Below are 23,731 nucleotides of genomic sequence, written 5' to 3'. Positions count from 1 at the left end.
GCCGACCGCTGCTGCTGTGGACGCCGGTCAGCGACGGCGGACGATGGCCCGCAGCCGGGCCAGCCGGGCGCCGATCTGCGCCTCGACGCCGCGGCCGGTGGGCCGGTAGTAGTCGCGGCCCACCAGCGCGTCGGGCGGGTACTGCTGCGGCACGACGCCGTCGGGGTGGGCGTGCGGGTAGACGTACGTCGCACCGTGGCCCAACTTCTTCGCGCCCGCGTAGTGGGCGTCGCGCAGCCCCGGCGGCACCGGGCCGGCCAGCCCCGCGCGCACGTCGGCGACGGACTCCCCGATGCCCACGGTGATCGCGTTGGACTTCGGCGCGGTGGCCAGGTGGACGACGGCCTGGGCCAGCGGGAAGTGGCCCTCGGGCATGCCGATGAAGGCGACCGCGTCGGCGGCGGCGACCGCGGTGACCAGCGCGGTGGGGTCGGCCATGCCGATGTCCTCGCTGGCGGAGATGACCAGCCGGCGGGCGATGAAGCGCGGGTCCTCCCCCGCCTCGACCATCCGGGCCAGGTAGTGCAGCGCGGCGTCGACGTCGCTGCCGCGGATGCTCTTGATCAGCGCGCTGGCGATGTCGTAGTGCTGGTCGCCGGAGCGGTCGTAGCGCACCGCGGCCTGGGCGACCGCGGTCTCCAGGGTGGGCAGGTCGAGCACCGTGCTGCCGATCGCCCGGGCCGCCCCGGCGCCGGACTCCAACGCGGTCAGCGCCTTGCGGGCGTCCCCCCCGGCCACCCGGAGCAGGTGCGCCTCGGCCTCCTCGGTGAGCGTCACGGCGCCGTCCAGGCCGCGGTCGCTGGTGAGCGCCCGGCGCAGGACCGCCCGGACGTCGTCGTCGGAGAGCGGCTGCAGGGCCAGCACCAGGCTGCGGGACAGCAGCGGGCTGACCACGGAGAAGAACGGGTTCTCGGTGGTCGCCGCGATCAGGCTGACGATCCGGTCCTCGACCGCGGACAGCAGCGAGTCCTGCTGGGTCTTGGAGAACCGGTGGACCTCGTCGATGAACAGCACGGTGCGCCGGCCGGCGTGGGTGAGCTCGCGCTTGGCGGTGGCGATGACCGCCCGCACCTCCTTCACCCCGGCGTCCAGCGCCGACAGCTGCACGAAGGAGCGCTTGGTGGCCAGCGAGATGACGTGCGCCAGCGTCGTCTTGCCGGTGCCGGGCGGGCCGTAGAGCACCAGCGACATCGGCTCGTCGGCCTCGACCAGGCGGCGCAGCGGGGCACGCGGGCCGAGCAGGTGCTGCTGGCCCACGACCTCGTCGAGCGAGCGCGGCCGCATCCGCACCGCCAGCGGGGCGCCCCAGTCGACGGGTGCGGCGGCCGGGTCGGCCTCGGCGTCGGCGAACAGCCCCTCGCCGAACAGCCCGGCGTCCCCTGCGGTCACGGTTGCGAAGTTACCCGCGGGGCACGACAGGTCCGACCACCTGACCCCGAGCGCGAAGGCCTCCCCATGCAGCAGCGCACGATCGGCAACGCCGCCGTCGGCACCGTCTCCCTCGGCGCGGTCGGCCTCGGCGCCATGCCGCTGTCGACCAAGCCCGACCGCCCCTCCCCCGCCGACGCCGAGGCCGTGGTGCACGCGGCGCTGGACGCCGGGGTGACCCTGATCGACACCGCGGACGCCTACTCCGCCGACGAGCGGGACTTCGGGCACAACGAGGAGCTCGTCGCCCGCGCGCTGGCCTCCTACGGCTCGTCCACCGACGGCGTCCTGGTCGCGACCAAGGGCGGGCACACCCGGCGCGGCAGCGACTGGGAGATCGACGGGTCGCCGGCCCACCTGCGCCGGGCCTGCGAGGCCTCGCTGCGCCGGCTCGGGGTCGAGCAGATCGGGCTGTACCAGTACCACCGCCCCGACCCGACCGTGCCGTGGGAGGACACCATGGGCGCGCTGCGCGAGCTGGTGGACGCCGGCCTGGTGCGGATGGCCGGCATCTCCAACGCCGACGTCGGCCAGATCGACGCCGCCCGGGCGATCGTGGGCGACGCACTGGTCAGCGTGCAGAACCAGTTCTCGCCGGGCTGGCGGTCCTCGGCCGGCGAGCTGGCCCACTGCGCGTCGGTCGGGCTGGCGTTCCTGCCGTGGAGCCCCTTCGGCGGGGTGTCGGCGGCCAAGTCGCTGGGCTCGACGGCCGCGGAGTTCGGTGCCGTCGCCGACGAGCTGGGCGTCTCGGTGCACCAGGTGACCATCGCCTGGCACCTGGCGCAGGCCGACGTCGTCCTGCCCATCCCCGGCGCCAGCCGCCCGCAGTCGATCACCGACAGCGCAGGGGGCGCCGACCTGGAGCTGTCACCCGAGCACCTGGCCCGCCTGAACGCCGCCTGACGACCCTCGTCGCCCCCACCCGGCTGTTGATCATGGGCGTCTGGCCAGTGACACGCCGGCACGCGGCGTGCCGGCGAGCCAGGGGACCATGATCAACACACCCGCGCAGTACTTACAGCGGCTGTATCCACAGTCGTCAGGCCCGTCCACAGCTGGGCTCGACCACTGGTCGAGGGTCGCCCTGGCGGCCACGGTCGACGGGTGGACGGGATCCGGCTCGGCAGCAGCTACACGTGGTCGGCGGCCCGGGCGGCCGGCGTCACCCGACGGCAGGTCGAACGGGACGGGCGGCGCATCGGCCAGGGGCTCTACCTCTCGGCCGCGACGGAACCGACCCTGCTGGAGCGCTGCCGGGCGTGGGCACGGGTGCTGCCGTCCAGTGCTGCGTTCGGTGGCGTGACGGCGGCCGTGCTCGCCGGGGCGCCGCTGGCCGAGCCGTCGCGGCCCACGGTGGTGACCCCGCCGGACGTCGTCGTCCCCGCCCGCCGGGAACTCGTCACGCTCGTCCGGACGCTCGCACCCGCTGACGTCCGGCTCCTCGACGGCCTCCGCGTGACCTCGGGCGCGCAGACCTTCCTGGACCTGGCTGCAGTCCTGCCGCCGCACGACCTGGTCGCCGTGGGCGATGCGCTCCACCGCGGACGGCACCTGGACGCCGACGGCCTGCAGGAACGGCTCGCGCGCGCGGACCGCGTCCGGGGCGTCGTCCGGGCGCGTGCGTGCGCACCGTTGCTCAGCCCGCTGGCACAGTCCCGGCCGGAGAGCCTGATCAGGTACTGGCTGCTCACCAGCGACCTGCCGGCCCCCACGCCCCAGGTGGCCGTGACCGACCGCTGGGGTCGCGAGGTGGCTCATGGCGACCTGGGCTACAGCGACTGGCGGGTGGTGATCGAGTACGAGGGACGCCAGCACGCCGAGCTCGACCAGTTCCGGCGGGACGTCGACCGGTACTCGCTGATGGGTGCCGACGGTTGGCTGCTGCTCCGCTTCGCCGACCAGCACCTGCGGGCGCCGCACACCGTCGTCGACCGCACCCGCCGCGCCCTGCTCAGCCGCGGCTGGCGCCCTGGCCAGAGATGATCATGGGCGTCCTGCCGGGCGACACGCCGTCTGACGGGGTGCCACTGGCAAGACGCCCATGATCAACAGAGGCGGGACGGCCTACTACGAGGGGTCGGTCGGGCCGGGCTCGGCCGGCAGGGGCTCGGCCGTCGGGTCGATGTCGATGCCGGCCTCGACCCGCTGGGCGTCGGTGATCGGCGTCGGGGCCCCGGTCAGCGGGTCGTAGCCGGCGCCGGTCTTCGGGAAGGCGATGACCTCGCGGATGGAGTCGACGCCGGCCAGCAGCGCGGTGAGCCGGTCCCAGCCGATGGCGGCACCGGCGTGCGGCGGCGGGCCGTAGTCGAAGGCCTCGAGGAAGAAGCCGAAGCGCTCGCGGGCCTCCTCCGTCGACATCCCGATCGCGGCGAACACCCGCTCCTGCAGGGTGGCGTCGGCGATGCGCACCGAGCCGCTCATCAGCTCGTTGCCGTTGCAGACCAGGTCGTAGGCGTCGGAGAGCGCAGCGCCCTTGTCGGCCTCGAACGAGTCGCGGAACTCCGGCGTGGGCGAGGTGAACGGGTGGTGCATGAACGTCCAGTCGCCGTCCTCGGTCTCCTCAAACATCGGGAAGTCGACGACGAACAGGAACGACCAGGACCCGGGCGTGATGAGCTCCAGCCGCTTGGCCACCTCATTGCGCGCCGCGCCCAGCAGCTCCTGGGCACCCCGGCGGGCACCGGCGGCGAAGAAGACGCAGTCACCGGGCTTCGCGCCCACGGCCTCGACCAGCCCGGCCCGCTCGGCCTCGGAGATGTTCTTCGACACCGGACCACCGAGGGTGCCGTCCTCGGCGACGGTGACGTAGGCCAGGCCCTTGGCACCGCGCGAGCGGGCCCAGTCCTGCCAGGCGTCGAACGCCCGCCGCGGCTGCGAGCCGCCGCCGGGCATCACGATCGCGCCGACGTAGGGCGCCTGGAACACCCGGAACGGGGTGTCGGCGAAGTAGGACGTCAGCTCGGTCAGCTCGATGCCGAAGCGCAGGTCGGGCTTGTCGGAGCCGAACCGGTCCATCGCCTCGCGGTAGGTCATCCGCGGGATGGGCGGCAGCTCGTAGGAGGCCAGCTGTGCCCACAGCGCCCGGACGACGTCCTCGGCGACGGCCAGGACGTCGTCCCGGTCGACGAAGCTCATCTCGAAGTCCAGCTGGGTGAACTCCGGCTGCCGGTCGGCGCGGAAGTCCTCGTCCCGGAACGCCCGGGCGATCTGGTAGTACCGCTCCAGCCCACCGATCATGAGCAGCTGCTTGAACAGCTGCGGCGACTGCGGCAGGGCGTACCAGTGCCCGGGCTGCAGCCGCACCGGGACGACGAAGTCGCGGGCGCCCTCGGGGGTGGAGCGGGTCAGCGTCGGGGTCTCGACCTCGACGAAGCCCTTCTCGGCCATGACGGTGCGCGCGATCCGGTTGATCTCGCTGCGCAGCCGCAGCACCGACGCCGGGCCCTGGCGGCGCAGGTCCAGGTAGCGGTACTTGTAGCGGACGTCGTCGCCGGCGGCCTGCGCGGTCTCGATCGGGAACGGCAGCGGTGCGGACTCCGACAGCACCTCCAGCGTCGAGGCGACGACCTCGATCTCCCCGGTCGGCAGCTCGGGGTTCTCGTTGCCGGCCGGCCGCGCCTGCACCTGCCCGGTCACGAGCACGCAGTACTCGTTGCGCAGCGCGTGCGCCTCCTCCTCGCGGACGACGACCTGGGCGTAGCCCGAGGCGTCGCGGAGGTCGAGGAAGACGACCCCGCCGTGGTCGCGCCGGCGGGCGACCCAGCCGGCGAGGGTGACCGTGGTGCCGGCGTCGGTGGCGCGCAGCGTGCCGGCGTCGTGGGTGCGGAGCAAGGTAGTGCCTCTCTCGGGGGTGCAGCTGTCAGGAGGAGCGGGGAGTCACCAGCGGTCGTGCACGTGGGCGCGGATGCGCTCGTCGTACACGCGCTCGAGGTCGTCGAGCTGGCCGTCGGTCAGCGACGGGATCGAGGCCGCGGCCACGTTGCCCAGCGCCTGCTGCACGTTGCGCGCGCCGGGGATGACCGAGGTGACCCCGGCCTGGTCGATGACCCAGCGCAGCGCGAAGGCGGCGGTGCTGACGTCGGGACCGGCGATCTCGGCGACCTCGCGGGCGGCGGCGACGCCGACCTCGAAGGGCACGCCGGAGAACGTCTCGCCGACGTCGAAGGCCTCGCCGTTGCGGTTGTAGGTGCGGTGGTCGTCGGCGCCGAAGGTCGTCGACTCGTCGTACTTGCCGGTGAGCAGGCCGCTGGCCAGCGGCACCCGGGCCAGGACGCCGACCTCGGCGCGCGCGGCGGCGGGCAGCAGCTCCTCCAGCGGCTTGCGCCGGAAGATGTTCAGGATGACCTGGATCGACTGGACGCCGGGGTGCTGCAGGGCGGTCAGCCCCTCCTCGACGGTCTCCACCGAGACGCCGTAGGCGGCGATGGCCTGCTCGGCGACGAGCGCGTCGAGGGCGTCGTACACCCGCTGGTCGGAGTAGACGGCCGGCGGCGGGCAGTGCAGCTGCACCAGGTCGAGGGTCTCGACGCCGAGGTTGCGGCGCGAGCGGTCGATCCAGGCGCGCAGGTTCTCCGGCGTGTACTGCTCGGCGGTGAACGGGTCGGCGCGGCGGCCGGCCTTGGTGGCCACGAAGGGGCGCTCGCCGCGGGCGGCCAGCGACTGGCGGATCCGCTCCTCGCTCTTGCCGTCGCCGTAGACGTCGGCGGTGTCCAGCAGGGTGACACCGGCGTCGAGGACGGCGTCCAGCACCGCGGCGGCGTCCTCGGAGGACACGTCGCCCCAGTCGCCACCCAGCTGCCAGGTGCCCAGGCCGACGACGGAGACGTCGGCGCCGGTGCGGCCGAGCGGGCGGGTCTCCAGCGGAGTCGAAGAGGTCATGCCCCCACCGTCGCACGCACCCGGTCGAACAGCTCACCCAGGGGGACGGCGACCTGCTCGTGGGTGCGCAGGTCGCGCAGCTGGGCCACGCCCTCGGCCAGGTCCCGGTCGCCGACCACCACCGCGTGCGTGGCGCCGGAGCGGTCGGCGGCCTTCATCGCGCCCTTGAGCCCGCGGTCGCCGTAGACGGTGTCGGCGGAGACGCCGGACTCCCGCAGCTGACCGACCAGCCGGACGGCGAACCGCTTGGCCTCCGCGCCCAGCGGGACGACGAAGGCCTGCACGCCGGCGGAGGTGACGACGTCGAGCCCCTCGGCGCGGATGGCCAGCAGCGTGCGGTCGACGCCCACCGCGTAGCCGATGCCGGACAGGTCGGGGCCGCCGAGGGCCGCGGACAGCCCGTCGTAGCGTCCGCCGCCGCCGATCGCGGACTGCGCGCCCAGGCCGTCGTGGACGAACTCGAACGTCGTCTTCGTGTAGTAGTCCAGCCCGCGCACCAGCCGCGGCGCCTCGGTCCAGGTCACGCCGAGGTCGGTGAGGTGCTGCCGGACGGCGTCGTAGTGCGCCCGCGTGGAGTCCGAGAGGTGGTCGACCATGAGCGGGGCGTCGGTGAGCTGGGCCTGCACCTCGGGGCGCTTGTCGTCGAGCACCCGCAGCGGGTTGATCTCCGCCCGCCGCCGGGTGTCGGCGTCCAGGTCCAGCTTCGACAGGAAGGCCACCAGCAGGTCGCGGTACTGCGGCCGGCAGGTCTCGTCGCCCAGCGAGGTGAGCAGCAGCTCGAACCCGATCAGGCCCAGGTCGCGGTAGCCCTGCGCGGCCAGCGCGACCATCTCGGCGTCCAGGGCGGGGTCGTCGACACCGAGCGCCTCGACATCGACCTGGGTGAAGTGCCGGTAGCGGCCGGCCTGCGGGCGCTCGTAGCGGAACACCGACCCGACGCTCCACAGCTTCACCGGCAGCGCCCCGGAGTACAGCCGGTGCTCGATGAACGCGCGCATCAGCCCGGCGGTGAGCTCCGGGCGCAGGGTCAGCGACCGGCCGCCGCGGTCGGTGAAGGTGTACATCTCCTTGGAGACGACGTCGGTCGACTCCCCCACGCCGCGGGCGAAGACGGTGGTGTCCTCGAACGTCGGGGTCTCGATGTAGCCGTAGCCGGCCCGCACCAGCGGCGCGACGAGGGTGTCGCGGACGGCCAGGAACTCCGCCGACGCCGGCGGCAGGGTGTCGAACGTGCCCTTGGGGGCGTTGAAGGTGCTCACAGCTCGATGACTCGCTTCGCTCGGAGGTCCGGCCGGCTCACAGGCCCCGGCCCCTCGGGGCCTCGGCAGCCTGCGCCAGGTACGGGTTGGTGGCGCGCTCGCGCCCGATCGTGGTCGCCGGACCGTGCCCGGGGAGGACGACCGTCTCGTCGTCCAACGGCAGGACGACGTCGCGCAGCGAGCCGAGCATGTCGGTCCACGACCCGCCGGGCAGGTCGACCCGGCCCACCGACCCGGCGAACAGCACGTCGCCGGCCAGCAGCCCGGGGGCCTCGCCGAGGTCGAGGGAGAACACGACCGACCCCTGCGTGTGCCCGGGCGCGTGCCGGACGGTCAGCTCGACGCCGGCCAGTGACAGCACCGCGCCGTCGTCGAGCGGGCGCACCTCGTCGGGGTCGGGCAGCGCGACGCCGGTGATCAGCGGGGCCAGCTGCGGGCCGTGCCAGCGGGCGGGGTCGGACAGCATCCCGTTGTCGGCCGGGTGCAGGTAGGCGGGGATGTCGTAGCCGGAGCAGACCGGCAGCACGGAGAAGGTGTGGTCCAGGTGCCCGTGGGTGAGCACGACGGCGACCGGCTTGAGCCCGTCCTCGGCCAGCATCGCCTTCAGCGGCTCGACGGCGTCCATCCCCGGGTCGACCACGACGCACTCGGCCCCGGCACCGGAGGCGATGGCGTAGCAGTTGGTGCCGAACGCGCCGGCGGGGAACGAGCGGATGAGCACCCGTGCAGGTTACGCGGGGCCGATCCGCCCAGGTGGCGCTGCCAGGGAGCGGACAGGCGGCCCACCTAGACTGCGCACTCGACACCGCGGGGCGGGGCCGTGGAGACGGCCGCCTGCCCCGGAGCGCCAGCCCGAGGAGCCCGAGAGACGTGCCGACGAACAAGCAGGCCCGCGAGGCCGCCCAGCGACGACTGCAGCGCCAGCTGGAGCGGCGTGCGCAGCTCGCCCGCAAGCGCCACCGGAACCTGCTCGCCGGGTTGTCCGTGCTCGCCGTCCTGGCCATCGTCGGGGCGATCTTCGCCATCACCAGCGTCGCCGGTGACGACGACGACGTGACCGCGGCGCCGGCGACCAGCTCGGCCCCGTCGTCGGACCCCGCGGCCACCGGCGCCGCTGCGCCGAGCACCAACGCCGACGGCACGGTCGCGTGCACCTTCACCGTCGACGACTCCGGCACCTCGGCGGGCACGCCGTCGCCGAACGTGCCCGGCACCGGCACCGTCGCGGCCACCATGACCACCAGCGCCGGCGACATCGGCCTGACCCTCGACCAGGCGAACGCCCCCTGCGCCGCGGCCAGCTTCGTACACCTGGCGACCACCGGGTTCTTCAACGGCACGCCCTGCCACCGGGAGACCGCGTCCGAGGGCCTGAAGGTGCTGCAGTGCGGCGACCCGACCGGCACCGGCACCGGCGGCCCCGGCTACTCCTTCCCGACCCAGCTCGCCGGCACCGAGACCTACGGCCGGGGCACCCTGGCCATGGCCAACGCCGGCGCGGGCACCGACGGCAGCCAGTTCTTCCTGGTCTACGCCGACAGCCAGCTGCCCCCGAGCTACACCGTGTTCGGCACCATCGACGAGGCCGGGCTGGGCGTGCTCGACGCGATCGCCGCGAAGGGCATCGAGGGCGGCGCCACCGACGGCGCCCCGGCCGAGCCGGTCACGATCACCACGGTGACCGTCCAGCAGTAGCCGCACCCGCCCGAGGGCCCGGTCTCCGCACGGAGGCCGGGCCCTCGTGCGTCCGGGCCGGCCTCCGTGCGCGGCCGCACACTGGGGCCATGGACGCCGACCCGTACGCGGGCTTCCCACCGGGCTTCTTCGACCGCGCCGACGACGCCCCCGACGCCCGGTTCTACGACCGCCCCCGGCTGGTGACCCACATCGACGACGCGGCGATCGCCGCTGTCGGTGAGCTGTACGCCGAGCTCGGCATCGACGGGTCCGCGCCCCGGGCGACCCGGGTGCTGGACCTGATGTCGTCGTGGGTGTCGCACTTCCGCACCCCGCCGGCCGAGCTGGTCGTGCTGGGCATGAACGCCGAGGAGCTCGACGCCAACCCGGCGGCCACCCAGCGCCTGGTGCACGACCTGAACGCCGACCCGACCGTGCCGCTGCCCGACTCCGACGTCGACGCCGCGGTCTGCTGCGTGTCGATCGACTACCTCACCCGCCCGGTCGAGGTGCTCGCCGAGGTGGGCCGGGTGCTGCGCCCGGACGGGGTCCTGGCGGTCACCTTCTCCAACCGGTGCTTCCCGACCAAGGCGGTGCGCGGCTGGCTGGCCACCGACGACGAGCAGCACGGCGCCGTCATCTCCGAGCTGGTGCGCCGCAGCGGCCGGTTCACCGAGCCCACCGTGCAGCTGCGCACCCGCCCCGGTACGGGCGACCCGCTGTACGCCGTCGTCGCCACCCGCCGCTGACGGCAGCCGTTGATCAGGTGACCTGATCAACGTCTGTCCCCCCTCACCAGCGTTGGTGCAGGAGGACAGATCCTGATCAGGTCACCTGATCCACGTCTGTCCCAGCCGGTCGCCCGGAGCGCGGGTCAGGCGGTGACGCGCTCCACGTCGAAGACGCCGTCGACGTTGCGCACCGTCTGCAGCACCGCGCCCAGGTGCGCGGGGTCGGCCAGCTCGAAGGTGAACCGGCTGATCGCCACCCGGTCGCGGCTGGTCTGCACCGACGCGGACAGGATGTTGACCCGCTCGTCGGCCAGCGCCTTGGTGACGTCGGAGAGCAGCCGGTGCCGGTCGAGGGCCTCGACCTGGATGGCGACCAGGAAGACCGACCCCGGCGAGGACGCCCAGTCGACCTCCACCAGCCGCTCCGGCGAGCGCTGCAGGTCCGCGGCGTTCGTGCAGTCGGTGCGGTGCACGCTCACGCCGCCGCCGCGGGTGACGAAGCCGAGGATCTCGTCGCCGGGCACCGGGGTGCAGCACTTGGCGAGCTTGGCCCACACGTCGTGCATGCCGTGGACGACGACGCCCGGGTCGCCGCCGGCGGTGCGGGCGACCGTGCGCTTGGTCGGGATCGCGGTCTCGGCGATGTCCTCGGTGGCGCCCTCGGTGCCGCCCAGGGCGGTGAGCAGCTTCTCGACCAGCGAGTGCGCCGAGACCTGGTTCTCCCCCACCGCGGCGTACAGCGCGCTGATGTCGGGGTAGTGCAGGTCGGCGGCCAGGGTGGCCAGCGACTCCCCGCCCATCAGCCGCTGCAGCGGCAGCCCGGCCTTGCGCATCGCCTTGGTCAGCGCGTCCTTGCCGGCCTCGACGGCGTCCTCGCGGCGCTCCTTGGTGAACCACTGCCGGATCTTGGTGCGGGCGCGGGAGCTGCCGACGAACGCCAGCCAGTCCTTGGAGGGCGCGGCGGTGGGCGAGCGGGAGGTGAAGACCTCCACGACGTCGCCGTTGGACAGCTTGCTGTCCAGAGAGACGAGGTTGCCGTTGACCCGGGCGCCGATGCAGCGGTGCCCGACCTCGGTGTGCACCGCGTAGGCGAAGTCGACCGGGGTGGCCTCGCCCGGCAGGCTGATCACGTCGCCCTTGGGCGTGAAGACGAAGACCTCCTGCGGACCCAGGTCGTAGCGCAGGGTCTCCAGGAACTCGCCGGGCTCCTGCGCCTCGCGCTGCCAGTCCAGCAGCTGGCGCAGCCACAGCATGTCGTCGCCGGGGGCGCCGGGGGCCGGGGTGAGCTCGGTCTTCCCGCCGGCCCTGGCCTTCTCCTTGTACTTCCAGTGCGCGGCGATGCCGTACTCGGCGGTGCGGTGCATGTCGAAGGTGCGGATCTGCAGCTCGACGGGCTTGCCCTGCGGGCCGATCACCGTGGTGTGCAGCGACTGGTACATGTTGAACTTCGGCATCGCCACGAAGTCCTTGAAGCGGCCGGGCACCGGCTGCCAGTGGGCGTGCATGATGCCCAGCGCCGCGTACACGTCGCGCACCGACTCGACCAGGATGCGGATGCCGACGAGGTCCCAGATGTCGGTGAAGTCGCGGCCGCGCACGATCATCTTCTGGTAGATCGAGTAGTAGTGCTTGGGCCGGCCGGTGACCGTCGCCTCGATCTTGGCGGCCTTGAGCTGGTCGGTGACCGCCGAGGTGACCTCGGACAGGTAGGTGTCGCGGGAGGGCGCCCGCTCGGCCACCAGCCGCACGATCTCGTCGTAGCGCTTGGGGTAGAGCGTGGCGAACGCGAGGTCCTCCAGCTCCCACTTGATCGTGTTCATGCCCAGCCGGTGGGCCAGCGGGGCGAGGATCTCCAGCGTCTCGCGCGCCTTCTTCTCCTGCTTCTCCGGCGGGAGGAAGCGCAGCGTGCGCATGTTGTGCAGCCGGTCGGCGAGCTTGATGACCAGCACCCGGGGGTCGCGGGACATCGCGACGATCATCTTGCGGATCGTCTCGGCCTGCGCACCGTCGCCGAACTTGACCTTGTCGATCTTGGTGACGCCGTCGACGAGGTGGGCGACCTCCGGGCCGAAGTCGGCGGTGATCGACTCCAGCGTGGTGCCGGTGTCCTCGACGGTGTCGTGCAGCAGCGCGGCGACCAGCGTCGTGGTGTCCATGCCCAGCCCGGCCAGCACGGTGGCGACGGCCAGCGGGTGGGTGATGTAGGGGTCGCCGCTCTTGCGCTTCTGCTGGGCGTGCGCCTCCTCGGCGACGTCGTAGGCCCGCTGCAGCAGCGCCAGGTCGGCCTTGGGGTGGCTGGCGCGGTGCAGGGCGGCCAGCGGCTCGAGGACGGGCCGGATGCCGGTGGACCGCTGCCCGGCGACGATCCGGCGGGCCAGCCGGTCGCGGACCCGGCGGCGCGGGGCCGCCTCGTTGTCGCCCGGCTCCGGCGCGACGTCGTCGGGACGGCGGACGGCGGGCCGCTCGGGCAGCGTGACCCGGGGCGCCGCCTCCGCTGCGGGGGGCGCGTCCGACGTCCGGGGTACGGCGACGTCTGAGGCCACGGGAGCTCCTGCACTGTTGAGGAGGGTGTTCTGCCCATGTTAACCGTGACTCCCCCGCCCCCGCCGGTGCCCGCCCCGGGAGGGGGAGGTCAGCTCTCGGGGACCCCGGACCGCAGCTCGGCCAGCCAGACCCGCGCGGAGGCGTCCGAGGGCGCCCGCCAGTCACCGCGCGGCGACAGCGACCCGCCCGCGGACACCTTCGGGCCGTTGGGCATCGCCGACCGCTTGAACTGGCTGAAGGCGAAGTACCGCTGGCAGAAGACCTCCATCCAGTGCCGGATCTCCGCGAGCGCGTAGGAGTGCCGGCGGTCCGCGGGGTAGCCCGAGGGCCACTCCCCCGCCTCGGCGTCGGCCCAGGCGTGCTCGGCGAGGAACGCGATGCGGGAGGGCCGCATGCCGTACCGGAGGACGTGGAACAGCGTGAAGTCCTGCAGCGCGTAGGGCCCGATCGCGGCCTCCGTGCTCTGCACCGGGGCGTCCTCGCTGGCCGGCACCAGCTCCGGGCTGATCTCCGCCGCCACGATCACCGACAACGTGTCGAGCACCTCCTGGTCGAACTGCCGCGACGCGACGACCCAGCGGATCAGGTGCTGGATCAGCGTCTTGGGCACCCCGGAGTTGACGTTGTAGTGCGACATCTGGTCACCGACGCCGTAGGTGGACCAGCCCAGCGCGATCTCCGACAGGTCACCGGTGCCCAGCACGATCCCGCCGCGCTGGTTGGCCAGCCGGAACAGGTAGTCGGTGCGCAGCCCGGCCTGGACGTTCTCGAAGGTGACGTCGTAGACCGCCTGCCCGGCAGCGGCCGGGTGCCCCATGTCGGTGAGCAGCTGGGTGGCGGCCGGGCGGATGTCGATCGTCTCCAGCGTCACCCCCAGCGCCGTGGCCAGCCGGACGGCGTTGGCGCGGCTCTCCTCGCCGGTGGCGAAGCCGGGCAGCGTGAAGGCCAGGACGTCGCTGCGCGGGCGGCCGATGCGATCCATCGTCTGGGCGGCCACGATGAGCGCGTGGGTGGAGTCCAGGCCACCGGACACCCCGATGACGACCTTCGGCTGCCCGACCGCCCGCAGCCGCTGCTCCAGCCCGACGACCTGGATGTTGTAGGCCTCGTAGCAGTCCTGCGCGAGCCGGGCGGGGTCGGCGGGCACGAAGGGGAACCGGTCGACCCGGCGGCGCAGCCCGAGGTCGCCGGCCGGGGGGTCGAGCCGGAACCCGACCCGCCGGTGGGGTGCCCGCGCGGTCGCCCGCCGGTTGTCGTCGAAGGTGCCCATCCGCGCCCGCTCGGACCGCAGCAGCTCCAGGTCGACGTCGGCGACCGTGCGCCGGGGCCCGTCGGGGAACCGGTCGGACTCGGCCAGCAGGACCCCGTTCTCGAACACCATGGTCTGCCCGTCCCAGGACAGGTCGGTGGTGGACTCGCCCTGCCCGGCCGCGGCGTAGACGTAGGCGGCCAGCCCGCGCAGCGACGACGCCTGGGCCAGCAGCTTGCGCTGGTCGGCCCGGCCCACCGTGATCGGGCTGCCGGACAGGTTCGCCAGCACCGTCGCCCCGGCCAGCGCGGCCTCGGCGCCGGGCTGCACCGGGACCCACATGTCCTCGCAGATCTCGACGTGCAGCACCAGGCCCGGCACGTCGGTGGCGTCGAAGAGCAGGTCCGGCCCGAACGGGACCACCTCGCCGGCCAGCACGGTGCTGCCGCCGGCCTCACCGACGCCCGAGGCGAGCTGCCGCGCCTCGTAGAACTCCCGGTAGGTGGGCAGGTAGGACTTCGGCACCACGCCCAGCACCCGACCGCGGTGCACGACGACGGCGGTGTTGTAGACGCGGTGCCGGTGCCGCAGCGGCGCGCCCACGACCAGCACGGTGGCCAGGTCGGCGCTGGCGGCGACGACGTCGGCCAGCGCGGCCTCCACCGCGTCCAGCAGGGGGTCCTGCAGCAGCAGGTCCTCGATGGAGTAGCCGGTGAGGCACAGCTCCGGGAACACCGCCACCGCCACGCCGTCCGCGGAGCACAGCCGCGCCTGCTCGACGACCGCGCCCGCGTTGGCCCGGGGGTCGGCCAGGGCGATCGGCAGGGTCACCGCCGCCACCCGGGCGAAGCCCTGGCGGTAGAGGGAGCGGAAGGGAGCTGGGGACGACGCCGCGTCGGCAGGCTGACCGGTCACGGACCGATCATGGCCTCAGGTGCGCCAGAGCGCGTGGACCGGGTGCGGGGCGACCCGCTCGCGCCCGCCGAGGGCGGCGAGCTCCACGACCACCGCCACCGACGTCACCACCCCGCCGAGCCGCTCGACCAGCGCGACCGCCGCCTGCAGCGTCCCGCCGGTGGCGAGCACGTCGTCGACGACGAGGACCCGCTGGCCGGGGCGGATCGAGTCGGTGTGCAGCTCCAGCGTGGCCGTGCCGTACTCCAGGTCGTACTCGGCGGCGACGACCTCCCGGGGCAGCTTCCCGGCCTTGCGCACCGGGACGACGCCGGTGCCGGCGTCCAGCGCGACCGCGGCCGCGAGCAGGAAGCCGCGGGCCTCGACGCCGGCGACGACGTCGAAGCCGGGGCCACCGCCCGGGCCGCTGAGCGCGGCCATCCGGGGGTCGACGTCGGCGGGCTCGGTGAGCGCGGCCACCACCCGGCGGAACGCCCCCGCGTGGGCGAAGACCGGGGTCAGGTCCCGGAACACCACCCCGGGCACGGGGAAGTCCGGGACGTCGACCGACAGCGAGGCGATGAGCGCGTCGACCGGCAGCTGGTCGGCCGACGTCACCGGCGCTTCCTGCCCGACGGGCGGGTGCCCGGGCGCTGCCCCGGCCGGGGCGCCGTCGTCGCGCCGCGGGTCGGCTGCGTCTCGCGCTGCACCGAGGACGGCGACTCGATGACGACGTCGGCCTCGGGGCGCTCGGGCAGGGAGTCCGGCCGGTCGGCGACGGCGACGGCGGACCGCCGGGCCGCACCGCCACCGCGCCGGGCGCTGGCGACCGGGCCTGCCGCGCGGGCGCCACCGGTGCGCGCCTCGGCGGCCCGGCGGGCGAGGACCCGCTTGCGGAGAGCGATGTTCTCCGGCTTGCGCTCCTCGAGCTCGGCCAGGATCGGGGTGGCCAGGAAGATCGAGCTGTAGGTGCCGGCGGCGAGGCCGATGAACAGCACCAGCGCGAGGTCCTTGAGCGTGCCGGCGCCCAGCAGCCCGGCGCCGACGAACAGCAGCCCGGCCACCGGCAGCAGCGCGATCACCGAGGTGTTGATCGACCGCATGAGCGTCTGGTTGACCGCCAGGTCGGCGGCCTCGCCGTAGGTGGAGCGGGCGCTCTTGGTGAGGTCCTTGGTGTTCTCGTCGACCTTGTCGAAGACCACCACGGTGTCGTAGAGCGAGAAGCCGAGGATGGTCAGCAGGCCGATGACCGTGGAGGGGGTGACCTCGAAGCCGATCAGCGCGTAGACCCCGGCGGTGACGACGATGTCGTGCACCAGCGCGACGATCGCGGCGACCGCCATGGTGGGCCGGAAGCGGATGGCCAGGAAGGCGACGACGGCGACGAGGAACACCGCCAGGGCCAGCAGCGCCTTGTTCGTGACGTCGCCGCCCCAGTCGGCGCTGACCGCCTGCGGGCTGACCTCGGTCTCGGCGACACCGGCGGCCTGGGCCACGGCGGTGACGACCGACTGCTCGGCGGCCGGGTCGAGCGCCTCGGTGCGCAGCAGCACCGAGTTGCCGCCCACGACCTGGGCGCTGGACACCTCGGCGCCCGCACCCTCGGCGGCCTCGCGGATCTCGGTGAGCTGCTCGCTGGTGGCCGGCACCCGCAGGCTGTTGCCGCCGGCGAACTCGATGCCGAAGTTGAAGCCGCGGACGACCATGAGCAGGGCGCACAGCAGCACGACGACCGCGGTCACCTTGAACCACAGGCGCCGCTTGCCGACGACGTCCAGGCCGGCCTCGCCGTTGTAGAGCCGGTGGGCCAGCGACGCGCGGGACGGCGCCCGGCGGCCGGAGTCGCCCTCGGCGGGCAGGCCGGCGTCGGCCAGCGCCTGGTCGCCGGTGCTGTCGCCGGCGGCCTCGTCGCGCACCTCGGACTCGTCGACGACCTCGTCGGCGGCGGTCCCGACGGGGACCGGCTCCTCCGCGGTGGTCGCAGGCCGGGCCGCGTCGCCGGCACCGAACGCGGTCGAGCCGGTCGAGCCGGGCTCACGGGGGGTGGTCATCGGTTGCTCCCGTTCGTGCTGCTGCCGGTACCGGCACCGACCAGCTGCCGGTCACCGCGGGTCGGCGACCCCGGACGACGGCTGTGGTCGACCTGGCCCAGGCCGGAGAAGCGGTTGGTGCCGAAGCTCTTGACCCGGCTGAGCACCGCCATGAGCGGGTGGGTGAAGAGGAAGACGACGACGAGGTCGAGCACCGTGGACATGCCCAGGGTGAACGCGAAGCCCTTCACGTCACCGATGGCCAGCCAGTACAGGATCGCCGCGGCCAGGAAGCTGACGGCGTCGGCGGAGAGGATCGTCCGGCGTGCCCGCACCCAGGCCCGCGGGGTGGCGCTGCGCAGCGTCCGCCCCTCCCGGACCTCGTCCTTGAGCCGCTCGAAGTAGACGACGAAGGAGTCGGCGGTGATGCCGATGGAGACGATGAACCCGGCGATGCCGGCCAGGCTCAGCGCGAAGCCGATCTCCCGGCCCAGCAGCACCAGGCAGCCGTACACGACCACCGCCGACAGGACCAGGCTGGCGATCATGACCAGCCCGAGCAGTCGGTAGTACAGCAGCGCGTAGACGAACACGAGCGCGACGCCGATGGCCCCGGCGATCAGCCCGGCGCGCAGCTGCTCGCTGCCCAGCTCGGTGGAGATCGACTGGGCCGTGGCCTGGCTGAAGGTCAGCGGCAGCGCGCCGTACTTGAGCTGGTTGGCCAGCTCGGTGGCCGACTCCTGGTCGAAGCTGCCCGAGATCTGGGTGGTGCCGCCGTTGATCGCCGAGTTGATGGTCGGGGCGGAGACCACCCGGCCGTCGAGGGTGATCGCCACGTTGTTGCCGACGTTGGCGGCGGTGTACTCGGCCCAGGCGGTCTGGCCGGGGCCGGTGAAGTCGAGGTTGACGATCCACTCACCGGTGGCCTGCTCGGTACCGGCGGTGGCGTCGGCGACGTCGGTGCCCTCGATGACCGCCTGGCCCAGCAGGTACTTGGCCGTGCCGTCGTCGGAGCAGGCGGCGATGAAGTCGTCGGGCCGGTCGACCTCGGTGGTGGTCGTGTCGCAGGTCAGCGTGGCGTACTCGGCCTGCGCCTGCTCCTGCGTCACCGCCGGGGCGTCCGGGTCGGGGACGGCCGGGTCGGTGACCGCGCCGGTGTCGGTCGCGGCGGCGCCCGACGTGGGGGCGGCCGACTCGCTCGGGGCGGCCGGGTCCGTGGGCGCGGCCGGGTCCGTGGGTGCAGCGGAGTCCGTCGGGGCGGCGGGGTCCGTGGGCGTGGCCGACGGGTCGGCGGCGGGCGTGGCCGCCTCCGGGCCGGCGACGACCGGGCGGAAGCGCAGCTGGGCGGTGGCGCCGAGCTCGCGGGCGCGGTCGCCGTTGTCGCCGGGGACGGAGATGACGATGTTGCTGCTGCCCTCGGTGACGACCTCGGCCTCGGCCACGCCCAGGCCGTTGACCCGCTGCTCGATGATCTGGCGGGCCAGCTCGAGGTCGGCGGACTCCGGCGGCTGGCCGTCGGGGGTGCGCGCGGTCAGGGTGACCGTCGTGCCGCCCTGCAGGTCCAGGCCCAGCTGCGGGGTGCGCCGGTCCCCGGTGAAGTAGATGAGCGCGTAGAGGCCCACGACGATGAGCAGGAAGGCGGCGAAGTAGCGCCGCGCGGGGATCTGTCGGGCTGCCATGACGGGTACCCGGCTCAGCGCGCGCGGTCGGTGGGGTCGCCGTCGCCGTCGACCGTGCCGGTGGCCGCCGTGCTGCCCCCGGTGGTCGGGTCGCCGGCCGGCTTGCGGACCTCGAGGATCGCCGGGCGCGCGACGGTGATGACGACACCGGGGGCGACCTCCAGGTCGACGGTGCCCTCACCGAGCGCGGCGACGGTGCCGTGGATGCCACTGGTCAGCATCACCGGGGTGCCCGGGGTGAGCGCGGCCTGCATCGCCGCGGCGTCGGCCTGCATCTTCTTGCGCTGCCGGGCGGGCAGCACGATGAGCAGGCCGAACAGCAGGACGAGCACGAGCAACGGCAGGTATTCCACGACTGGTGAGCCTCTCTACCGCAGCAGGTCGCGCGGTGGGTGCGACCCGCCATCGGGCCGCTCGGGTACATCGGCGCCGGCGCACGTCCACGGGCTCCGCCGGAGCGGGACGCCCGGACGAGCCGGGTGCGCCAGCGCGTCGGAGTCTAGGCGTCGAAGAGCGTGGAAGCGGTAGACCCGTCCGACGGACGGTCGCCTGTGCCCCCGCTGAGCGGCACGCCACCGCGCGGGACGGCGTGCCCGAGGTGACGGAACGCGGCCTCGGTGGCCACCCGCCCGCGGGGCGTGCGGGCCAGCAGCCCGGCGCGCACCAGGAACGGCTCGCACACCTCCTCGACCGTGTGCGGCTCCTCCCCCACGGCGACGGCCAGGGTGGCGACGCCGACCGGGCCGCCGCCGAACTTCGTCACCAGCGCGTCGAGCACCGAGCGGTCCAGCCGGTCCAGGCCCAGGTCGTCGACGTCGTAGAGGGTCAGCGCGGCCCGGGCCACCTCCAGGGTGACCCGCCCGTCGGCCTTGACCTCGGCGAAGTCGCGCACCCGGCGCAGCAGCCGGTTGGCGATCCGGGGTGTGCCCCGGGAGCGGCCGGCGATCTCCGCCGAGCCGTCGGCGGTCAGCTCCACGCCGAGCAGGTCGGCACTGCGCGCCAGCACCTTCTGCAGGTCGGAGGTCTCGTAGAACTCCATCTGGCCGACGAAGCCGAACCGGTCCCGCAGCGGGCCGGTGAGCAGCCCGGCCCGGGTGGTGGCCCCGACAAGGGTGAACGGGTTGATCTCCAGCGGGATCGCCGTCGCGCCCGGCCCCTTGCCGACGACGACGTCGACCCGGAAGTCCTCCATGGCCATGTACAGCAGCTCTTCGGCGGGCCGGGCGATGCGGTGGATCTCGTCGATGAACAGGACGTCGCCGGGCGCCAGGTTCGACAGCATCGCGGCGAGGTCGCCGGAGCGCTCGATCGCCGGCCCGCTGGTGATCTTGACCGCGGTGCCCAGCTCGGAGCCGATGATCAGCGCGAGGCTGGTCTTCCCCAGCCCGGGCGGGCCGGACAGCAGCACGTGGTCCGGCGGCCGGCCGCGCCGCTTGGCGCCCTCGAGCACGAGGTCCAGCTGGCGGGCCACCTTGGGCTGGCCGATGAAGTCGGCCAGCGAGTTCGGCCGCAGCGCGGACTCGACGACCCGTTCCTCGTCCCCGGCCCGCGGGTCGACGGCGTCGTCCCAGTCGGGGGCGGTGTACCGGCCGGGCCCGGCGTCGGCGGCGGGCAGCCCGCGGTCGAAGGAGCTCATGACCGGCCCAGCATCCGCAACGCCTGCCGGAGCAGGACGGCGACCTCGACCTGGCCGTTCTCGGCGAGCTGCGCGTCGGCGACCGGGACCAGCTCGAGGACGGCGATGTCGGCCTCGCGGGTCGACCAGCCCAGGCCGACGAGGGCCTGGCCGAGCTGGTCGCGCCACGGCGACACGGGGGCGACCCCGGGCAGGCCGGGCACGGCCGGGCCGTCGAGCGAGGTGTCGGTGGCGGTGGTGCCCAGCCGGTCGCGCAGCTCCAGCACCAGCCGCTCGGCGCCCTTCTTGCCGATGCCGGGGACCTGCATGAGCGCCTTGAGGTCGCCGAGGGAGACCGCGCGGCGCACCTCGCGGGGCGGGTGGATGGCCAGCACGGCCTGGGCCAGCCGCGGGCCGACGCCGTTGGCGGTCTGCAGCAGCTCGAACAGCTGGCGCTCGTCGTCGTCGGCGAAGCCGTAGAGGGTCAGCGAGTCCTCGCGGACCACCAGGCTGGTGGCCAGCCGGGCCTGCTCCCCCACCTGCAGCCGGGCGATGGTGCCCGGGGTGCACTGCACCGACAGCCCCACGCCGCCGACCTCGACCACGGCGCCGTCGGGCGAGACCGCGGCCACCCGGCCGTTCACGCTCGCGATCACCGCGACACCCCCTGCCAGCGGGGCAGCGTCCGGGACGCCGGCACCGGTGCCCCGATCCCGCCGGCGAGCGCGGCGACCCGGAGCCGGGCCTGCGCCGGGGCGCGCCACACGTGGCAGACGGCCAGCGCCAGGGCGTCGGCGGCGTCGGCGGGCTTCGGCGCCTCGGTGAGCCCGAGGACCCGGGTGACCATCATCGTGACCTGGTCCTTGTCGGCGCGGCCGTTGCCGGAGATCGCGGCCTTGACCTCGCTCGGGGTGTGCCAGGCGACCGGAAGGTCGGCCTGGGCGGCGGCCAGCGCCGCGACACCGGCGGCCTGGGCGGTGCCGGTCGCCGTCCCCTTGTTGTTCTGGGTGAAGACGCGCTCGATGGCGACGGCCTCGGGACGGTGCGCCCGCAGCAGGGCGGTCACGGCGGTGTGCACCTCCAGCAGCCGCAGTTCCAGGTCGAGGTCGGGCGAGGTGCGGACGACACCGACCCCGATCGCCGTGGGCCGCGCCCCGGGACGCCCCTCGACCACACCCCACCCGCACCGGGTCAGACCCGGGTCGATGCCGAGCACCCGCATGGGACCTCCTCCGGTCGGCGCGAACACGTGTTCGAACCCACGCTAACCGGCGGAGAGCGACACGCCGCCCACCGACACGCCGTCGGCCTGGTCCCCTCGCAGGGTCCCGCCCTGAGCCTGCGAAGGGTGGGGGGCGAGGGGGTCCTTCCTCAGGCGTCGATGGTCTCCATGACCTCGTCGGAGACGTCGTAGTTCGCGTAGACGTTCTGCACGTCGTCGAGGTCCTCGAGGGCGTCGATGAGCTTGAACACCTTGGCCGCGCCGTCGGCGTCGAGCTCGACCTGCACGCTGGGCACGAAGCCCATGTCGGCCGAGTCGTACTCGATGCCGGCCTCCTGCAGGGCGGTGCGCACGGCCACCATGTCGCCGGGCTCGCTGACGACCTCGAAGGTGTCGCCGAGGTCGCGGACCTCCTCCGCGCCGGCGTCCAGGACGGCCATCAGCACGTCGTCCTCGGTGTGGCCGGCGGCCGGCACCACGACGACGCCCTTGCGGGAGAACAGGTAGGACACCGAGCCCGGGTCGGCCATGGTGCCGCCGTTGCGGGTCATCGCGGTGCGCACCTCCATCGCCGACCGGTTCTTGTTGTCGGTGAGGCACTCGATGAGCACGGCGACCCCGGCCGCGGCGTACCCCTCGTAGGTGATGCTCTGGTAGTCGACGCCGCCGGCCTCGGCACCGGACCCGCGCTTGACGGCGCGGTCGATGTTGTCGTTGGGGACCGAGCTCTTCTTGGCCTTCTGCACGGCGTCGTAGAGCGTCGGGTTGCCCGACAGGTCACCGCCGCCGGTGCGGGCCGCGACCTCGATGTTCTTGATCAGCTTGGCGAAGAGCTTGCCCCGCTTGGCGTCGATCCCGGCCTTCTTGTGCTTGGTCGTCGCCCACTTGGAATGGCCGCTCACGACACTCTCCCCTCACTGTCGGCGCCAGCAGTGGCGCCGTCGGTTCCCAGACCGCGGACACGGGCTGCCCGCACCAGCTCCACGAACACCGCGTGCACCCGGGTGTCGCCGGTGAGCTCGGGGTGGAAGCTGGTGGCCACCAGGTGACCCTGGCGGACGGCGACGATCTTACCGTCGGCCGCTCCGCCCACGACCCGGCCGAGGACCTCCACGTCGGGACCGGCCTCCTCGACCCACGGCGCGCGGATGAAGACCGCGTGCACCGGGCCCCCGTCGACGCCGGCCACCTCGACCTCGGTCTCGAACGAGTCGACCTGCCGGCCGAAGGCGTTGCGGCGCACCGTGACGTCCAGGCCGCCGATGGTCTGCTGGCCCGGCGGTGCGTCGAGCACCGTGTCGGCCAGCATGATCATCCCGGCGCACGACCCGTAGGTGGGCAGCCCGGCCCGGACGGCGTCCCGCAGCGGCCGGAGCAGGCCGAACCGCTGGGCCAGGTTGGCCATGGTGGTGGACTCCCCGCCCGGGACGACGAGCCCGTCGACGGCGGCCAGCTCCTCCGGGCGCCGCACGGTCACCGCCTCGGCACCCAGCGAACGGAGCACGGCCAGGTGCTCGGCGACGTCGCCCTGCAGCGCGAGGACCCCGATGGTGGGGGCGCTCACCAGCCGCGGGTGGCGTAGCGCTCGGACTGCGGCAGCGTGCTGACGTTGATCCCCACGATCGCCTCCCCCAGGCCGCGGGAGACCTTGGCGATCACGTCGGGGTCGTCGAAGAAGGTGGTGGCCTGCACGATGGCGGCCGCCCGCTGGGCCGGGTCACCGGACTTGAAGATGCCCGAGCCGACGAACACGCCCTCGGCGCCCAGCTGCATCATCATCGCCGCGTCCGCCGGGGTGGCGATGCCGCCGGCGGTGAAGAGCACGACCGGGAGCTTGCCGGCGCGGGCCACCTCGACCACCAGGTCGTGCGGTGCACGCAGCTCCTTGGCCGCGACGAAGAGCTCGGTGTCGTCCAGGGTGCCCAGCCGCTTGATGCCGCTGCGCAGCGCCCGCATGTGCCGGGTGGCCTCCACGACGTTGCCGGTGCCGGCCTCGCCCTTGGAGCGGATCATCGCCGCGCCCTCGGCGATGCGCCGCAGCGCCTCGCCCAGGTCGGTGGCCCCGCAGACGAACGGGACGGTGAAGTCGGTCTTGACGATGTGGTGCGCCTCGTCGGCAGGGGTGAGCACCTCGGACTCGTCGATGTAGTCGACGCCGAGGGCCTGCAGCACCTGCGCCTCGACGAAGTGGCCGATGCGGGCCTTGGCCATCACCGGGATGGAGACCGCGTCGATGATGCCGGCGACCATGTCCGGGTCGCTCATCCGCGCGATGCCGCCCTGGGCGCGGATGTCGGCGGGGACCCGCTCGAGCGCCATGACCGCGACCGCGCCGGCGTCCTCGGCGATCTTCGCCTGCTCCGGGGTGACGACGTCCATGATGACGCCGCCCTTGAGCTGCTCGGCCATGCCGCGCTTGACCCGCACCGTGCCGGTGCTCGTGTCGGTGGACTCGCTGTGCTGCTGGGACACGGTGGCCGCCTCGCTGGTCGTGGGGGTGCCGGTGGTCTCCCGGCAACGCCCCA

Annotated in this window: 21 protein-coding genes; 4 read left to right on the top strand and 17 right to left on the bottom strand. The window is 73.8% G+C overall.

The window, feature by feature from the left end; genetic code table 11:
• Positions 1–27 precede the first annotated feature (27 nt).
• Positions 28–1,389, bottom strand: a complete 1,362-nt coding sequence (locus ACGBYP_RS04600; RefSeq protein ID WP_411582078.1) for a replication-associated recombination protein A — start codon at positions 1,387–1,389, stop codon at positions 28–30.
• A 66-nt stretch (positions 1,390–1,455) separates the two neighbouring features.
• Here ACGBYP_RS04600 and ACGBYP_RS04595 point away from each other — a divergent pair, with 66 nt between their 5' ends.
• Positions 1,456–2,331, top strand: a complete 876-nt coding sequence (locus tag ACGBYP_RS04595) for an aldo/keto reductase (protein ID WP_411582077.1) — start codon at positions 1,456–1,458, stop codon at positions 2,329–2,331.
• Between the two features lie 201 nt (positions 2,332–2,532).
• Positions 2,533–3,411, top strand: coding sequence for a DUF559 domain-containing protein (locus ACGBYP_RS04590; RefSeq protein WP_411582076.1), 879 nt, complete (start codon positions 2,533–2,535; stop codon positions 3,409–3,411).
• 84 nt (positions 3,412–3,495) lie between these two features.
• Here the strand turns inward: ACGBYP_RS04590 and aspS are convergent, their stop codons facing one another.
• Genes aspS through ACGBYP_RS04570 form a run of 4 tightly spaced genes read right to left on the bottom strand, consistent with a single transcriptional unit; the run spans position 3,496 to position 8,286 of the window.
• Positions 3,496–5,259 carry an aspartate--tRNA ligase gene (aspS, locus tag ACGBYP_RS04585; RefSeq protein WP_411582075.1) on the bottom strand — a complete coding sequence of 588 codons (1,764 nt, stop codon included), beginning with the start codon at positions 5,257–5,259 and terminating at the stop codon, positions 3,496–3,498.
• A gap of 45 nt (positions 5,260–5,304) precedes the next feature.
• A complete protein-coding gene (locus ACGBYP_RS04580) occupies positions 5,305–6,306 on the bottom strand; it encodes an aldo/keto reductase (RefSeq protein ID WP_411582074.1) in 1,002 nt (333 codons plus the stop codon).
• Positions 6,303–7,565 carry a histidine--tRNA ligase gene (gene hisS, locus ACGBYP_RS04575; protein WP_411582073.1) on the bottom strand — a complete coding sequence of 421 codons (1,263 nt, stop codon included), beginning with the start codon at positions 7,563–7,565 and terminating at the stop codon, positions 6,303–6,305. Before hisS ends, ACGBYP_RS04580 begins: the two co-directional genes overlap by 4 nt.
• Positions 7,566–7,602: 37 nt before the next feature.
• Complete coding sequence (locus ACGBYP_RS04570; RefSeq protein WP_411582072.1) at positions 7,603–8,286, bottom strand: MBL fold metallo-hydrolase; 684 nt, start codon at positions 8,284–8,286, stop codon at positions 7,603–7,605.
• 149 nt (positions 8,287–8,435) lie between these two features.
• Between ACGBYP_RS04570 and ACGBYP_RS04565 the strand changes: the two genes are divergently transcribed.
• Positions 8,436–9,260, top strand: a complete 825-nt coding sequence (locus ACGBYP_RS04565; RefSeq protein ID WP_411582071.1) for a peptidylprolyl isomerase — start codon at positions 8,436–8,438, stop codon at positions 9,258–9,260.
• A gap of 89 nt (positions 9,261–9,349) precedes the next feature.
• The gene (locus ACGBYP_RS04560) at positions 9,350–9,991 is read left to right on the top strand and encodes a class I SAM-dependent methyltransferase (protein ID WP_411582070.1); all 642 of its coding nucleotides are present in this window, start codon (positions 9,350–9,352) and stop codon (positions 9,989–9,991) included.
• 125 nt (positions 9,992–10,116) lie between these two features.
• Here ACGBYP_RS04560 and ACGBYP_RS04555 read toward each other — a convergent pair whose 3' ends face one another.
• From ACGBYP_RS04555 to pdxS, 12 genes are all read right to left on the bottom strand, one after another.
• Positions 10,117–12,516 (bottom strand): RelA/SpoT family protein, encoded by a 2,400-nt coding sequence (locus ACGBYP_RS04555; RefSeq protein ID WP_411582069.1) that lies wholly within the window; start codon positions 12,514–12,516, stop codon positions 10,117–10,119.
• A gap of 89 nt (positions 12,517–12,605) precedes the next feature.
• The gene (locus tag ACGBYP_RS04550) at positions 12,606–14,681 is read right to left on the bottom strand and encodes an NAD(+) synthase (RefSeq protein ID WP_411582068.1); all 2,076 of its coding nucleotides are present in this window, start codon (positions 14,679–14,681) and stop codon (positions 12,606–12,608) included.
• Between the two features lie 15 nt (positions 14,682–14,696).
• Positions 14,697–15,278: an adenine phosphoribosyltransferase gene (locus ACGBYP_RS04545; RefSeq protein WP_411582067.1), complete on the bottom strand. Its 582-nt coding sequence runs from the start codon at positions 15,276–15,278 to the stop codon at positions 14,697–14,699.
• The gene (gene secF / locus ACGBYP_RS04540; RefSeq protein ID WP_411582066.1) at positions 15,275–16,711 is read right to left on the bottom strand and encodes a protein translocase subunit SecF; all 1,437 of its coding nucleotides are present in this window, start codon (positions 16,709–16,711) and stop codon (positions 15,275–15,277) included. Before secF ends, ACGBYP_RS04545 begins: the two co-directional genes overlap by 4 nt.
• Positions 16,708–18,369, bottom strand: a complete 1,662-nt coding sequence (secD, locus tag ACGBYP_RS04535) for a protein translocase subunit SecD (RefSeq protein WP_411582065.1) — start codon at positions 18,367–18,369, stop codon at positions 16,708–16,710. Before secD ends, secF begins: the two co-directional genes overlap by 4 nt.
• A gap of 14 nt (positions 18,370–18,383) precedes the next feature.
• Positions 18,384–18,722: a preprotein translocase subunit YajC gene (gene yajC, locus ACGBYP_RS04530; RefSeq protein ID WP_411582064.1), complete on the bottom strand. Its 339-nt coding sequence runs from the start codon at positions 18,720–18,722 to the stop codon at positions 18,384–18,386.
• 146 nt (positions 18,723–18,868) lie between these two features.
• Positions 18,869–20,005: a Holliday junction branch migration DNA helicase RuvB gene (gene ruvB / locus ACGBYP_RS04525; protein ID WP_411582063.1), complete on the bottom strand. Its 1,137-nt coding sequence runs from the start codon at positions 20,003–20,005 to the stop codon at positions 18,869–18,871.
• Positions 20,002–20,640 (bottom strand): Holliday junction branch migration protein RuvA, encoded by a 639-nt coding sequence (ruvA, locus tag ACGBYP_RS04520; protein WP_411582062.1) that lies wholly within the window; start codon positions 20,638–20,640, stop codon positions 20,002–20,004. Before ruvA ends, ruvB begins: the two co-directional genes overlap by 4 nt.
• Positions 20,637–21,206, bottom strand: a complete 570-nt coding sequence (gene ruvC / locus ACGBYP_RS04515; protein ID WP_411582061.1) for a crossover junction endodeoxyribonuclease RuvC — start codon at positions 21,204–21,206, stop codon at positions 20,637–20,639. The genes ruvA and ruvC overlap by 4 nt, the downstream gene beginning before the upstream one ends.
• 149 nt (positions 21,207–21,355) lie before the next feature.
• Positions 21,356–22,108: a YebC/PmpR family DNA-binding transcriptional regulator gene (locus ACGBYP_RS04510; protein ID WP_411582060.1), complete on the bottom strand. Its 753-nt coding sequence runs from the start codon at positions 22,106–22,108 to the stop codon at positions 21,356–21,358.
• Positions 22,105–22,770: a pyridoxal 5'-phosphate synthase glutaminase subunit PdxT gene (pdxT, locus tag ACGBYP_RS04505; RefSeq protein ID WP_411582058.1), complete on the bottom strand. Its 666-nt coding sequence runs from the start codon at positions 22,768–22,770 to the stop codon at positions 22,105–22,107. The genes ACGBYP_RS04510 and pdxT overlap by 4 nt, the downstream gene beginning before the upstream one ends.
• Entirely contained in the window at positions 22,767–23,678 is a 912-nt protein-coding gene (gene pdxS, locus ACGBYP_RS04500; RefSeq protein WP_411582057.1) for a pyridoxal 5'-phosphate synthase lyase subunit PdxS, read from the bottom strand. The genes pdxT and pdxS overlap by 4 nt, the downstream gene beginning before the upstream one ends.
• Positions 23,679–23,731: the final 53 nt, after the last annotated feature.

The sequence above is a fragment of the Modestobacter sp. SSW1-42 genome (assembly GCF_046635825.1).
GTDB lineage: Bacteria > Actinomycetota > Actinomycetes > Mycobacteriales > Geodermatophilaceae > Modestobacter.
This window is presented reverse-complemented; position numbering and strand designations above follow the sequence as displayed.